This window comes from Paenibacillus naphthalenovorans (genome assembly GCF_900099895.1).
GTDB classification, from domain to species: Bacteria; Bacillota; Bacilli; order Paenibacillales; family NBRC-103111; genus Paenibacillus_G; species Paenibacillus_G naphthalenovorans.
The window spans coordinates 1-15,224 of sequence record NZ_FNDY01000047.1; the positions used below are offsets into that span (position 1 = coordinate 1).

Here is a 15,224-nt window from a genome sequence, read left to right on the forward strand (position 1 = left end):
AACACTCCTCGATCAATATTCTTTGAGGTAACGCGATTGTGGGAAAGCCGGGGTTAGAATGTAACCCCGGATGAGCGTTCTATGTTTTTTAGTGTCCCTTTGGGAATCACCTCGCCGCCGCTGTGGTAGCTGATATCAGCGAATCGTTTCGGATCGTCTTTATGTATGTATCGTCTGTGACTTGTTCCGTTACCGTGATTCGGGGACTCTATGAATCCTGCTTTCTTTAAGGCACGAATAGCATCTCTTACTTTAACCTGTTTCCCCAATCGCGTTACCTCCTCTCTTGATTTAATTATAACACGCATTATAATGCGTGTAAATAAATAAATGCGCATAAAAATACGCGCTAATGAGTTGTGTTTCATGAATTTTTTTACTCCATACTCAATGGCTTTTTATGCCCTCGTTGCCCACAATGGGGGAATTTTTATCCACTATTTTTCTTTATATTAGTTTCGTATAATATGCGTAATAAATTAAGCCTTAAGGATGTGTGTTTAATGAAACGCAAAAGTCATGTTAAGATGGATGATTTGCCGGATATCCTCACCGTGAAGATGATCGCTGATCTGATGGGATGGCACCCGAACACAGTATATTCGCGTTGCACATCAGGAGAGTTGAAAAGCTTCAAATCCGGAAACAGTCGCCGTATTCGGAGAGAAGCATATTTGCAATGGATTGCTGAACTGGAGACTCGTTAGAATGGTCTAACCCTGATTATAGCTTAATCATCGGTTATTCTTAGATCACCCCGGTAAAAGATAAAACTCCAAGGAATAGTCCCTGGAGATTTATGATACCGTTCGTGATACCGATATTTACGAAAGGCAGCGAAATGACGAAAATTGCGATTCTTCCTTTGTTAACGTACTTTCATACAATTATTTCGCTTTGTAATCGTCAACTAAGAAGGAATGATTTTTTTAGTTTATGTCGATAATTAAAAGTGATGCTTGTCTTTATCTTTGATATATCTAATGTACAGGGTTTCCAAGAGTGTAAGTTCGTCTCCACCAATACCATCAGAAAAGAGACCGTGTTAGGTCTCTTTTTTGCATTTTAGTATTCGATGCGGATGGAAAAACCGCGTGGTTATTGGGTTCCTGGCTTATCTGACTCTGAATACGAAATATTTCTGATACTGTACGGAGCGGTACCGCACTGTATACCAGTTTTTAATGTCATCCAATAGACGGGCTCGATCCTTCAACCGTTCCGGTAGAACGCGGCTTGGTCAACTGGTTATTATTCTTAAAAGTTCGGCATTCATTGTTTTGACGGGCGGAAGATTGTTCGACTATACTAACCTATATGCCTCTCAGTTTAGGCGATTTTTGTAAAAACGGTTGTTGAACTAATTGATGATAAGGATCCCCGTATCTATCGATGGGTAAACTAAAAACAAAGGAGAGGCAATATAAACCTCTCCTTCTCTACACTAACATAATTTTGCCGCCTGAATTCTTAACAACCCCTGATTCAACGAGATAATCGCAAGCTTGTTGCATTGCATTGCTAATATTGCCGCCGGTTCTGCTGAATCCGAATACCCGAGCTGTAACTGAATAAAGGTCGTTTGTAGTGATTCCAAAACTTTTACTAACTATTTGTAGCATCGCCTCAGCGATCTCTTCTTTGGAAATATGATTGATTGATCTTACTCCAACGTCATTTGAAAGTGGAACCCTGGCTTTTATGTTTTCAGCTCCCTTAATCCAAAGGAAATCACCCTTTCTCATCAACTTATCGGTAAGGTATTTAATGATTACATAGTTAACTGAATCTCTCACTTTTACTGTTACCTTTTGATTGCCCAACAGCCTGGCAACTCTTTTGCACAGCAATTCAAAATGGATTGGGTATTCCTTTTCGACAACATACTTAATCACGTTCTTAAGATAAGTCGTATCATCGGAATAACGTTTAACCTCATAGACATTAGCTTCTTCATAGTAGTCAAAGGAATAAGGGTTATCGTAAGTATGTTCGCCAAGATCCGTGGGGTTCTCTATAATTTCGATACCAATCGTTTGCTGTAAGAGCTCGCTTTGAAACTTATGCATTGATCCAGAATTAACATTGCTTTCCTTGTACTCGCTTATGGCCTTGTTGACAGCATCCAGTAATTTACGACCTTCTGTAATAGGATCTTTAATCCAGTCAGTTGACCATATACGATAGATTTTCCAACCAATGTCCTCCAAGATGGTCTGACGCAACCTGTCACGTTCTCTAGCCGTTCTAGCAGAGTGGTATGTAGCTCCATCACATTCTATTCCAAGGACGAACCTGCCACTTAACGTAGGATGTTTAACGGCAAGATCGATTCGATATCCGGAGCAACCAACTTGAGTAGCAACCATAAATCCATTCTTTACTAAGAAGTCATACACAGACTCTTCAAATGGAGAGTCAACGTTAACCGAATCGGAATATGTCAGCTCATTAAGAATTGCATCGGGCCCATTCATTGCAAATTCTATATAAGATCGTAACATCTTTACACCTTCAGCATTTGTGCTCTCCAATTTAATATCTGTTGGCCGGATCGATCCAACAAGTTTAACATTATATTTAGCTCGAGTTATTGCAACATTCAACCGACGATAGCCGCCGGATCTGCTTAAAGGCCCGAAGTTCATATACATAATGCCATTTGAATCTTTTGCATAACCAATGCTGAAGATAATGGTATCGCGTTCATCCCCCTGCACGTTCTCAAGGTTTTTTATGAAAAACGCTTCTTCTTTATCTTCATTGAAGAATTTTTCAAATTCCTGATTTTGAAGACGCAATTGACGGATTGCTGTTTCAACGGCCTGTTGTTGGGCTTCACTAAAAGTGACAACTCCTAGGGATCTTTCAGGGTAGTTGCGGAAATGCTCATAAACCAATTCAGCCACACGTGTTGCCTCTTTTACGTTACATTTCTTACTGCCACGATCATAAACTCCATTCTCAACATAAATATACTCGACTCCGTGGTCAGGAACTTTATCAATGTGAGAAGGAAATGTGATTAAATTATGATTGTAAATTTTGGCGTTTGAGAAAGCAATCAGGTGTTCATGGCGACTCCTATAATGCCATCTTAGTGTTCGCTCCGGCAGAACAGTAAGGGATTCATCAAGAATAGACTCAAATGCGTCGGTATCGTCAAATTCTTCATCGTCTGCTCCATCGCCATCAAAGTCTCCATCTGAAGTATTCGCGGCAAAGAAGTTGGTTGGTGGCAGCTGTTTATTGTCTCCGGCAATAATGACTTGCTTCCCCCTCATAATTGCTCCTATTGCATCTTCAGTACAAACCTGTGATGCCTCGTCGAAGATTACCACATCAAAGTTATAGTTCTCTGCATCGAGAAATAAGCTTACGGAAAGGGGAGACATCATCAAACATGGTTTTAGAGTAAGTAATAAATTGGGTATCGCCTTGAATAGTTTCCGTAGTGGAAGTATTTTGCGTTGTTTGCCTAGTTCACGCTTTAATATTCCAATCTCATCCATAGCCATTGTTGCCATGTTCAAATCTGGCAACCTTGAGACAAGACGTTCTTTTATCCTTGTTCTTGCCAAGGAAAGTTGAGTTATATCGAGGCGATTAAATTCCCGTATGATCTCATCGTGGCTGCGGCTACGGAAAGAATTAACTGCAGGAAACTTTAAGATTACAGAGTCTACCCACAGTCGATAGAAACGCTTAAGGAATGTACCGACTATCAGATCTTTGTCGATCTTGAGTTCTTCTACTTTCTGGACATACTCCGACAATCCTTCTTTCTTACACTCATCCCTGATGCTACGGAAATCAATCCATTCTTCCAGAGATGATATGTTGTTCAGACATTTGCTGATCTTTAATAAGATGGAGGTTAAGTCTGTTCGTTGTAACTCCTCTACATTGTCAAAGAGGTTTGCAAACCATCGCCATTCTTTCTGTATATGATTCAAGCTATCCTTAAGAATCTTCTTGTAAGAAGAGACCTCTGCAACATATGAGGAATCAGAACAAATGCGAGCAATAAAGTTCTGTGGCAATAAATACTTCTCATGTAACTTCTTAAATTCTCCGGCCCAAGATAATGATCCTAAGATGGAGCCCCAATCAGTTTGGATACTACCGTTGAAGAAACTCTGGAAGTTTTCTTTTAGGTTATAGCTCTCCTTATTGATTGTGCGATCAATAATCTGAATAATTTCCAACTTGGAGAGATCATCTATAACTTCGTCATATGAAAGTTCTTTATGACTATGCTTAGTCACTTCTGTAAACAATCCATCCAGTACTTGAAGTGAATTCATTACACCGGTAACCATTTCAAGAAGTACTGATACATCCAAATTCTTATAATCGGATGTAGATGGCAGTATCCTTTGAAGAGTAAGAACCAGATCAGGGTCTTTTATGATACCAAGCTTCTCATGTCGTGTTTTAATGTCCTGATAATTCGCTTCTCCATCAACGAGAAAGTTTTTAATGTTAACAGGAATAGGCTCACCTGAGAAACAGTTGAGAATGCTTGAGAATTGTTTGAACGATTGATCCAAGAGCCCCCAATCAGTCATTTTCCCAAGATAATGGCTTCCCAATAATTGAGTAAGTATCTTTTCATTTTCATTTAGCCAAGAATGAATATCAGCGATTTCTTTTAATTCATTTAAGACAGAGATAATGGTTTGATCATCGAACTTCTGAGAATTATCTTTCATCAAAACACGAATTTGTTTTTTATCTGTTCTGTAGCTCCTTTTAAAAACCTTGAACCAAGTAGTGTATTCAATCTTGAATCGTTTCAGCATAGATGAATAATCAATGTCAAAGATCTCTTTATCGAAGCGGCTGCTTATGGATGTTGTGAGATTGTTGATCTGATCGTACTTATTCTTTGCTTCTTCTGACAACTTCTTAATAGCATTATATTTACCAGGGTCAAACCATGCCTCAGTAGGTCTTGGATTTAGAAGAATGAAGCTCAATAATGTATGAAGTGCTTCTAAACCCATGATCGATCTTTTATAAGGAATTTTTAATGTTTCAAAAATACTTTCTGCCGCGGCTGAAGCAGCTTCTATTTTTCCGCATATGGAAGTCAGTTCATTAATGATCGATTTTGCGAACCTCAAAATATCATTGTCACTTGGAAAACTATCCTCATTTAATATAGGCTTAACTGTTGTAACCCTTGATAAGAGTAGTGATTTTGTATTTTCAGCTTGCAGATTGAAGTAATCGTTATCATAAATTTTGCCTAACTCGGACTGGTAATCTTCATATTCCTTTTTCATTGCAAGATATTTCTCCGCTTGCTGAATAAGCGGAGTAATATCTTCAGTAGTTATCCAATGAATCGGAATTCCTGGTGATTTCTCCGAGATATCGAAAATCTCAAGGATATCCTCTGTTGCAGCCAGGGTCAAATCCCTGTTCAGTTCGAAGTTATTATTAACTTTATTAAAATTCTCTACAAGTACGTGGAAAGGGGGGGCCAACTTCCTTAAGTTTGTTTCAATGTCATGCCGAAGTTCGTGCGAAACATTGGGGACTATGCAGTTTCTCCATGGGTTGAGTGCGTAGTCCTCCGTCATTTTTCCGATGGTTTTGGAGAGTTCATTCAAAAGGTAAATATATCTATTCAACTTCTCCGGTGTCGTTTCGCCCACATTGTCAATGGAGAAAATGACATCTGGAGTTTCGTATAACTTAGCTAATTTCCCATTAACACTGTATAGTGTTAGATTGAGAGGCTGGATGGGAGTGTGAAGTTCAGTAATATAACGGTTCAATTTTTCCCTTTGCTTTTCAAGTAATTCTAGTTGGGAGACTGCCTCATCATGAACTTTAAATCTACTAAGAGCCAATGTATTTCCAAGATCGTTTAGGACTTCCTTCTTATTAGCTCTATGGCTATGTAGGGTGAGACAAAAATCAGATAAGCCTGCTTGCGTCAATCGTTTGTGTACAACCTCAAGTGCTGCCATCTTCTCCGAAACGAATAGCACTCGTTTTCCCTCAGCAAGACTCTCAGCGATTATGTTTGTAATGGTCTGGCTTTTTCCAGTACCAGGGGGCCCTTGCAGCACAAAACTGACACCTTTCTTGGAGTAAAGAATGGCGTCTTGCTGGCTAGAATCTGCATCAACGACTTGAAATGTATCAATAGCCCGAGTCTTCCTGTCGTGATCATACTGATTGAATTCTGCAGGCAGTGTTTTGATTTGGCTTCTGTCTCCAGCCAATCCGAGAAGTACCGGATGTGCCTTTATCTTATCCTGGTTCTTATCCAGGTCTTCGTACATATTTATTTTCAAAAAAGAGAGCAGGCTTAATCCAGTCTCAAAAGCAACTTCCCATTTGTTTTTATTAACAGATTTATTGAGGTTGTTGAGATACTCGGTAATGCTATCTTCGTGTGCATCGAATTCAGGTAATGTAATTCCGAATTCATGTTCCATTTTATATTTTAATGTTGGGTTAACCACGACCTCGTCTTCATGTAGACGTAGGACGAAGGGCGAGGTAATGGACTCTAGTGTAAGTGATACCGGAACAAGTACGATGGGGGAGGTGATGATCTGATCAGAGTCTTGGTTCTCCTTCCATCTCAAGAAACCAAATGAAAGATATAGGATGTTGACACCTTGCTCTTCAAGTGCTGTCTTTGCTTTGTTTCTAAGATTTCTTAATGTTTTCTGTTGCTCTTTGATGGTTTGATTGGTTTGTAAATCGCCAGTTGAAGTATATGGTTCACTAACTTCGTCTTCATCGTCATCAAAATCTTCAAATGGGAATGGGAATTCTAAAGCTGTTTCATTAACGACGAGCAGTCTAAACAATTCAGCAAGATCAGGGGCTACTATCTTGATGTTGGAACGTTTGGTTTCTCGATAGTTGATGAGTCTGTTTTTCTTGCCCAAATCAAGAAGACGCTTCTTCCATTTATCTATGCGGACATCAATTGCAGCCATAATAACACCTCAGCCATTAGGACTAAATCATATGTATGTAAAAAGCTAACTAATTATTATTAAGTTCAACAATTGACAAAGATCTCCTTCTTTCGACCAGTCGCAAATTGCCAAATCTCAACAAACTCTATGAAAGAGCTAAACAACAATAAGATAGAGAATAGTCACAGCCGCACCGGAAATGCGATGCGGCTGAAACATAGATTTTGAAAAGCCCCAATTATAAGTAGGAAAAACCCTTCCCAGCATAAACATCAATGACAATTGTTCTCTCGTGGCCGATTTCTTTGGAAAGTATCCGTTTTAGTTCTTCACCGGTTAAACCCGAGGTTTGCAGTTGTCTCACCCTATCCTGGATGTAAGAATAGCGCAATCCGTGCCAGGTTAAATTGTTCACGACAATGGCCTGTCCTTTTTTGTATGATCTTTTCGCTATCCCCTCCTTTGTTTTAATCTGGTCTCTAACCCTGGACAAAAACCTTTCAAAATCCTGAACAATATTATGGGTGTTCTGATTCTCTACAACAAATAGCTTATCTCCTCGTTTGATTAAGGGGAGACGTGTTAAAAACATGTCCTTCGCTTCGGTGGATAAAGGGATGACCCGCTCCTTTCCATTTTTCGCTTCAGATCCGACCTTATAAAACCCGGATCGAGCGCATGTTCGGCCTGCGCCCTTTTGACCGCCGCGGCTTCGGAGATTCGTAATCCCATATACCTGCAAAGCACGGCTGCATCAGCAACGTCTTGTCTCCCGGATTGGACGGCGATATTAATAAAGTTGATATATTCTTCATTTGTCCATGCCCGGTTTCCCTGGGATGAGGTCTGATCAATCACTACTTCAAACTGTTCGAAAATCTCCTCATTTGATGAAAGTTGGAATCGAGGTGAATCGATTTTTGAATGAAGGAATCGGACAGCACTTAAGTAGTTCTTGATCGTTTTAGCGGAAATCCCCTCAATTTGACGGAAAGATACATATGAAGCGAGATGCTTATCGGAAATGTTGCGGATGTTTTGCAGTCTATATCGTTCACTCAAAAAATTAGCGAAAACCAAGCATGAGATCTTGTAGCGGGTACGAGATTTAAAACTGAGCTGGCGATTATGCTTGAAGATCTTCTCGACTTGGACTTCGGGCGTGGTTTTACCCATTGCTGATCCCCTCCAATTCACGCTTGATTTCCTCCAACCCCGATAAAATCAAATGCACAGCTGTAGGATTTTCTCTGAATATTTGTGTATGAAGAACGACCTTTTCATGAAGCTTTCTAAGATCTTTTTCTGCGTCCTTTATCACTTTCATTTTCTTACTGGTTACTTTCGTTGAAAGTGGGTATGGTGCTTCGGACCTCGAGGTTGCTTCATCATGTATTTCATCAATGAGGGGAAGTAAGCCCTCTTCTTTCAATCTTTGATTGATTATCTTCAAATAAAGTGTCTTTTGTTGTTGTTCATCGAGTTCGTTTGCAATTTTTTCAACCGATCGAATTCCAACCTCTTCTTTCCTAAACTTATTTTGTAGTTCTGGAATGATATCCAGAAGCTTTAAAGCCCGAAACATTGCTCTACGGGACATATCGAACATATTCGCGATATCATCGGCAGTTACTTTTGTGCCATCGTGGCACTTTTTCGGTCCTGGTTTAATGCCGTGATACTCCAAAGCCGCTTTAATTCGTTTTGCTAGAAATATTTTCTCTTCCCTAGTGTTGTTTCTTGCACAGTTGTATGTTGTTAAAAGGTAGTTCGCTTCCTCCTCTGAAATCTTTTTAACTGTTACCGGTAAGGTTTCGATTCCCATTCGTTTGGCTGCCCAACAGCGATGGTGGCCGTCGAGAATGACATTTTCCGACGTTATGATGAGCGGACTGATGTAATTGGATTGTTGAATTGCGGCAATGAACCTTTGTATGGTGGATTCAGAAACTGCTGGATAATATGCATGGTACTGTGGATGTTCCGATAAATCATCAATTTTTCTAAATTCATGTGATTGATCCATAATCGACTTTTACCTCCTTATTGAAATTGGACATACCTGTGACATTAGTGGAATCCATGATCCTCGTGGATTCTCAGTCGTCAGCATCTATATAAAGCTCTACAAACAGAAGCGGGGTAAGGGTTTGAAAACAATAAATGTGTTCCATCTCATTTCTGTTTGTAAGAAGCGTGTTTTCTAAGAGCGAAGCTTTGAATGAGTAGTAGGTGAGTATTGGCGTCAGCCTTAGCGTCAATACCAAGGTCTAAACTGCCGAGAATGTGCTTCTCAACTCCTGAGGTTTGACCAAGCCCGGATGGGTGACTTGTAGTCCGGTCTCCTCGTTTTCTCCGCTTTTTCCAGCCATCCGCGACCGCAAGCGATCTTTGGGGGGAGAGTATGGCTATCATCGACTTGCAAAATCCGTCAGACGGCCAATCAGATCTATGTAAAAAAGCCACAGGCTTTGATTTTCATCAAAACTCCGTGGCTTTGAATAATAAAAAAAGCCCGATTTAGGAAAGTGAATGCATCACTACCCAAATCGGGCCTTTCGTTTTATGCTGATAGTCATCAGATTGAAAATAAGCAGGCCATCGGCCTGAATAATTGGTTAAGTCGCCCAAAGGTCACCTAAAGTTCACCTCAAGGTCACCTGAAAGTTGCCTGAATTGCTTATTGTTCCGGCTGATTCGATCTCATTTTCGTATTTATAATATTAACGAGACGCCAAATTGATGTTTGTAGATATTTTGTGTATAATTTAGTTAGAGAAAGATGCCTTCGGTTCTATAATACAGACTGAATCGATCATTTCTATGGAAAAGGGTGATTACATATGGGTAAGATCTCGCTGGATAAGCTCTCGCTGATCGTCAAGCAGAGAAGGAAAGCGCAAGGCAAATCGCAGCAAGAATTAGGTGAGCTTACCGGCGTGAATTATCAAATGATCGGCCGATTGGAAAATGGAGCTTATGTGCCTTCAATCAAACAGATCGAATCGTTGATGGATGTACTTGATTTTGGTTACGACGATATCATGGAAGCAGGAGACAACAAAAAGGTATTTATGGCGATGATGGGCGAAGCCAAAACCCCAGAGGAAAAGGATGGGTTCGAGCGTATGATTTCGATGATGCTTTGCCTTCGGAAACATGACCGTTTGAGGAGAATGAGCGTTGAAACGACTCCATGATCATGAACGGTTTGAAATCGCGGAGCTCGCCAAAAAACTGCGACGAACTTACGAGTTGGGTATGGGCCCACTCGGGGACAATATTTTCAAACTTTTGCGTACGTTAAATATTCAACTCGTCAGGTATCCAATTGCCGAGTCACCTGCGAACACGAATCCTTTTTCCGCGTTGTATGTGGCGTCGAGCGAAGGCGGACACACCATGCGGTATATCGGAATTAACTCGGATGATTACGTGGATAAGCAAATTTTTTTTATTGCTCATGAATTGTTTCACCATATTGAAGAAATATCCGAGATGGTTGTGTGTCGAATTGAAGATGAACCGAACGAGCTTCGGGAAGCGAGAGCAAATCTGTTTGCAGCCGAATTACTGCTTCCTGCCGAAGGGTTAATATACGAAATCAAACGAAAAAACAACGGCACGATCCGGTTACATGGGTGGCGGCATTCCGATTTGCTGAGATTGATCGCGGAGATTCATTGCGATTATCGGTTGCCGTATAAAGCGATTGTTCGGCGCCTGGATGAAATTGAATCGATCAAAACGTCTCAGGTTGAGGCATTAATGACCGAAGATTCAAGAAACCCTGTAGGAATGTACTGGAAGTACGGTATGGTCATCAATCCGTCCGTATTCGAAAAGTTGAATACGAGAACAAGGGAAATCGGCGCCGATGGTGAAAACCTGAACAAGTTAATCGAAAATTTCGAAGCTTCCTTAATTTCCCGTGCAGAATTGGCGGAAGATCTGGAATTGTTCCACAAAACGTTGGAGGATTTTGGTCTGGAGGACAGCATCGCGGAGGAAGAAGACGAGGATTTGGCGTTGCTGTACACGGAGGAATCTGATGAAGATTAATGTACGGCAGGCCAATTCGGCATTGATTTCCCTAATCGAAGATTTTGCGCAGATCATTCCGGTTGACGCGAACTTTCTCATTCCGCCTGATCGCACTAAGGAAGTCCGAGGCGCTCAAGCTATAACGTTTCAAGCCTTTCGAAAATTTTGGCTAGAACCTCTGTTTGTCACTTTTCCTTATCTGGCAATCCATGAAGCGGTGTATGATGAACTTGTCACCTCATCAACTAGAACTTATGTGAAAGATAGGATCGACAACGGGCAGATGATTTTGTTGTCCGATGAGGATTTGGATGAGCGCGAATCTGCTTATCGAGCCATGATCGAATTGCAGATCGCACAGCATACGGCGTACGATCCGGAAATCGATAACAAGGACGACCGCGGCGAAGTGAAATCGTTGGCCCACATTGCGACCAAGCAGTTGCTTTACTTCTGTTCCAGGGATTCGCGAGCATTGCGTCTACTATCGGAACCTTTCAAAAATACAATCGGGCTTGATTCGGTTAGCGCTATACAGGCGTATGAACTTATCTATTATATGTATGCTATGAAGATGACGGATTCGAAGGAACTCAAAGCGATGTATAAATACCTGTACTATCTTTCGGAGAATGATAGAAGGGTTAATCCGGAATGGGGGCAGTTCATACAAGCGATGCAATCCCTGTATCAGGAATATGTAAATCGAAGTACCGGCAAGCCGACACCGAGATATTAAACACTCGAGTATACCACTAATTCGAACGGATCGTACAAGAATAAGACCTCGAACGAAGCGGAAGTCTCGTAGAGGTCTTATTCTCTTAAGAAGATGATCGGTGGATAGAAAGTGAAAGGGATTGAACTAATCTTTGTCGAATTTGTTCTTATTATATCGATTTTATCCTAATCTATGACATATAACTGAGAGAGGAAAACATCATGAGTGTTAATTTTCGTGAAATGGCCAATTTTATCTGGTCTGTAGCCGACCTATTGCGCGGCGATTACAAGCAATCCGATTACGGCAAGGTCATCCTGCCATTTACTGTTCTTCGGCGTCTGGATTGTGTACTTGCTCCTACCAAAGAAACCGTCCTGAAGCGCCTGGAAGAGTTGCGGTCCAAGAATATCCAGCAAATGGGTCCCGTTCTACAGCGGGCAGCCGGACAGAAGTTTTACAATATCAGCCGGTACGATTTTGCATCACTTCTGGCCGATCCGAATAACATCGCAGCCAACCTGACGAACTACATTCAAGGCTTTTCGGATGATGCGCGGGACATTATGGACTATTTCAGTTTTTCTGACCAAATCCGTCGCCTAGATGAGGCCAATCTATTGTATCAGGTGGTGGAAAAGTTTGCGGCGATTGATCTGCATCCGGAACGCATCGATAACATGACAATGGGTTATATCTTCGAAGAACTCATCCGGCGATTCTCTGAACAATCGAATGAGACGGCCGGGGAGCATTTTACCCCCCGCGAAGTCATCAAGCTAATGGTATACCTGCTTTATAACGACGACGAAAGCGCCGATCTGCGCAAAAAGGGCATTATTCGCACGCTTTATGACCCGGCATGCGGAACAGGCGGTATGTTGTCTGTGGCTGAAGAAGTGTTGCATGCACTGAATCCGGATGCGCAGCTTAAAGTGTTCGGTCAGGAACTGAACCCGGAATCGTATGCGATTTGCAAGGCGGACATGCTGCTCAAAGGTCAGGATGCGTCCCGCATCAAGTTTGGAAACAGTTTCTCAAATGACCAACTGAAGCACGAGAAGTTCGACTATATGCTGAGTAATCCTCCGTTCGGCGTAGAATGGAAAAAGGTTGAGAAGGAGATTCGGGAGGAATACGAAAATCTTGGATACAGCGGGCGATTTGGCGCGGGTCTACCGCGTATCAACGATGGTTCGCTTTTGTTTCTTCAGCACATGATCTCGAAAATGAAGCCGGTCTCGGAAGGGGGAAGCCGTTTGGCCATTGTTTTTAACGGTTCCCCGCTCTTTACCGGAGGTGCAGAATCCGGGGAAAGCAATATCCGGCGTTGGATCATCGAGAATGACTTGCTGGAAGCGATCGTAGCACTGTCGGACCAACTGTTCTACAATACCGGCATTTCAACTTATATATGGGTCGTCACCAACCGGAAAAGTACCCGTCGCAAAGGAAAAATCCAACTCATCAATACGGTGTCGTTCTTTCAGAAGATGCGCAAAAGCCTTGGCGACAAGCGCAATGAGCTGTCCGATGCCCATATCGACGAGATCACCAGAATTCACGGGGATTTTAAGGAGGGTAAATACAGCAAAATTTTTGATAACGCCGACTTCGGCTATCGTCGGATTACGGTCGAGCGGCCGCTGCGTCTGAACTTCCAAGTTTCCGATGTGCACATCGAACTGCTCAAGGAGCAGTTTGCGTTTAAAAATCTGGCAGTATCCCGCAAGAAGGGTGAGTTGGCCAAAGCGGAAATCGAGGCAGGCAAAAAGCGCCAGCAAGAGATCTTGGACGTGCTGTTATCGATGCGATCGGACAAGGTTTACAAGAATCGGGATGAGTTTGTAAAGATGTTAAAACAGTCCTTCAAGTCAGCTGGCCAGACGCTTGAGGCGCCGATCCAAAAGGCGATTCTCTCTGCCTTGTCCGAACGTGATGAGACAGCTGATGTTTGTCTTGATACAAAAGGAAACCCCGAACCCGATCCGGAACTACGGGATTACGAAAATGTTCCGCTGAAAGAGGACATTCACGATTATTTCGAGCGGGAAGTGCAGCCGTTCGTGCCGGATGCGTGGATCGACGATGACAAAACGAAGATCGGTTACGAGATTCCGTTTACCCGGCATTTTTATGAATATACACCGATACGGCCATTGGAGGAGATAGAGAGGGAGATTAAGTTTTTAGAAGATGAAATTGCAATATTATTGAAACACACAATTGTATGAAGTGGGGGAATCTCAAAATTGAAATCAAATAATATTAAAATGATTCCTCTTAAACGAATTTGTAAGCTTGAATATGGGGAGTCTTTAGATTCTGCTAGGAGAAATGAGGAAGGAACTATTCCTGTCTATGGTTCAAATGGAATAGTTGGTTTTCATGAGCGAGCAATAACTTGTGGACCAACGATTATCGTAGGGAGAAAAGGTTCTTTTGGTAAAATTGTGTATTCTGAAACCCCTTGTTTTCCAATCGACACAACTTATTTTATTGATCAACGACACACTAAACACGATCTAAAATGGCTTTATTATTTGTTACAAACATTAGAGCTAGATGTTTATAGCCAGGATACTGGAGTACCAGGACTTAGTAGAGAATATGCGTATAATAAAATTTGCTCACTGGTTCCAATTGAGGAACAAAGGCTCATTACCCTCTATCTCGACCAACAAACCGCAAAACTCGACCAACTTATCGAGAAAAAGCAGCGCCTGATCGATCTCTTGCAAGAGAAGCGTCAGGCCCTCATCACAGAGGCAGTGACAAAAGGTCTTAATCCCAACGTTGCGTTGAAAGATTCGGGGATTGAATGGTTAGGGCAAATACCCGAGCATTGGAATATCGTTCGACTAAAGTTTATTGCAAAGGTTCGATCGGGTGTAACCAAAGGTAGGAATCTTTCAGATAGAGAAACAGTTGAACTCCCATACTTACGTGTGGCTAACGTTCAAGATGGATATCTTGACCTTTCGGAGGTTACTACAATTTCTGTAATGCCGCATGAAGTAGAACGTTACTCTCTAAGGAACGGCGATGTTCTAATGAACGAAGGTGGTGACTTTGATAAGCTAGGGCGTGGCACTCGTTGGAATGGTGAAATTGATCCATGTCTCCATCAAAACCATGTCTTTGCAGTTCGTCCGAAGGATATCAATTACTCTGATTGGATTAACCTTTATACTTCGTCAGAACCTGCAAAACGGTATTTTATTATGAAATCAAAACAAACGACAAATTTGGCATCTATATCTTCTTCAAATATCAAGGAACTCCAACTTCCGTTTCCAGATAAGAAAGAACGTGATGAGATCATAAAATTTGTTTCAGTTCATACCGAGAGGTTGGATCGGTTAGTTTCCTTGATAGAAAAGCAAGTGGATGTCATCAGAGAATACCGCCAAGCCCTTATCACTGTTGCCGTAACCGGCCAAATCGACGTGCGGGAGAAGATGGTGGTATCAACTGATCCGATGCTCGCAGGAAAGGAGTGAATG

The 15,224-nt window shown here is 41.7% G+C and carries 11 protein-coding genes; 6 read left to right on the forward strand and 5 right to left on the reverse strand.

The features are described 5' to 3' along the window. Positions 1–53 precede the first annotated feature (53 nt). Positions 54–269, reverse strand: a complete 216-nt coding sequence (locus BLT35_RS24525) for a type II toxin-antitoxin system HicA family toxin (protein ID WP_074730041.1) — start codon at positions 267–269, stop codon at positions 54–56. A 234-nt stretch (positions 270–503) separates the two neighbouring features. Here BLT35_RS24525 and BLT35_RS24530 point away from each other — a divergent pair, with 234 nt between their 5' ends. Beyond that, entirely contained in the window at positions 504–707 is a 204-nt protein-coding gene (locus BLT35_RS24530) for a helix-turn-helix domain-containing protein (RefSeq protein ID WP_254777665.1), read from the forward strand. A gap of 732 nt (positions 708–1,439) precedes the next feature. On the opposite strand, the gene BLT35_RS24535 is transcribed toward BLT35_RS24530, so the two are convergent. The 4 genes from BLT35_RS24535 to BLT35_RS24550 form a co-directional block, all read right to left on the reverse strand. After that, complete coding sequence (locus tag BLT35_RS24535) at positions 1,440–6,971, reverse strand: DUF4011 domain-containing protein (RefSeq protein WP_074730042.1); 5,532 nt, start codon at positions 6,969–6,971, stop codon at positions 1,440–1,442. Between the two features lie 220 nt (positions 6,972–7,191). After that, positions 7,192–7,545 (reverse strand): hypothetical protein, encoded by a 354-nt coding sequence (locus BLT35_RS27250; RefSeq protein ID WP_074730043.1) that lies wholly within the window; start codon positions 7,543–7,545, stop codon positions 7,192–7,194. Next, the gene (locus tag BLT35_RS24545; protein WP_074730044.1) at positions 7,536–8,129 is read right to left on the reverse strand and encodes a site-specific integrase; all 594 of its coding nucleotides are present in this window, start codon (positions 8,127–8,129) and stop codon (positions 7,536–7,538) included. The genes BLT35_RS27250 and BLT35_RS24545 overlap by 10 nt, the downstream gene beginning before the upstream one ends. Further along, positions 8,122–8,979 (reverse strand): ParB/RepB/Spo0J family partition protein, encoded by an 858-nt coding sequence (locus tag BLT35_RS24550; protein WP_074730045.1) that lies wholly within the window; start codon positions 8,977–8,979, stop codon positions 8,122–8,124. Before BLT35_RS24550 ends, BLT35_RS24545 begins: the two co-directional genes overlap by 8 nt. 817 nt (positions 8,980–9,796) lie before the next feature. On the opposite strand from BLT35_RS24550, the gene BLT35_RS24555 reads away from it, so the two are divergent. The 5 genes from BLT35_RS24555 to BLT35_RS24575 all read left to right on the forward strand — a co-directional run bounded on the left by BLT35_RS24555 (position 9,797) and on the right by BLT35_RS24575 (position 15,221). Then, the gene (locus tag BLT35_RS24555; protein WP_074730046.1) at positions 9,797–10,153 is read left to right on the forward strand and encodes a helix-turn-helix transcriptional regulator; all 357 of its coding nucleotides are present in this window, start codon (positions 9,797–9,799) and stop codon (positions 10,151–10,153) included. Next, the gene (locus BLT35_RS24560) at positions 10,137–11,015 is read left to right on the forward strand and encodes an ImmA/IrrE family metallo-endopeptidase (RefSeq protein ID WP_074730047.1); all 879 of its coding nucleotides are present in this window, start codon (positions 10,137–10,139) and stop codon (positions 11,013–11,015) included. The genes BLT35_RS24555 and BLT35_RS24560 overlap by 17 nt, the downstream gene beginning before the upstream one ends. Next, on the forward strand, positions 11,005–11,736 hold the full coding sequence (locus BLT35_RS24565; protein ID WP_074730048.1) for a hypothetical protein: 732 nt from the start codon (positions 11,005–11,007) through the stop codon (positions 11,734–11,736). Before BLT35_RS24560 ends, BLT35_RS24565 begins: the two co-directional genes overlap by 11 nt. Positions 11,737–11,939: 203 nt before the next feature. Further along, a complete protein-coding gene (locus BLT35_RS24570) occupies positions 11,940–13,952 on the forward strand; it encodes a type I restriction-modification system subunit M (protein ID WP_074730049.1) in 2,013 nt (670 codons plus the stop codon). Positions 13,953–13,970: 18 nt separating this feature from the next. Then, positions 13,971–15,221 carry a restriction endonuclease subunit S gene (locus BLT35_RS24575; protein ID WP_074730050.1) on the forward strand — a complete coding sequence of 417 codons (1,251 nt, stop codon included), beginning with the start codon at positions 13,971–13,973 and terminating at the stop codon, positions 15,219–15,221. Positions 15,222–15,224: the final 3 nt, after the last annotated feature.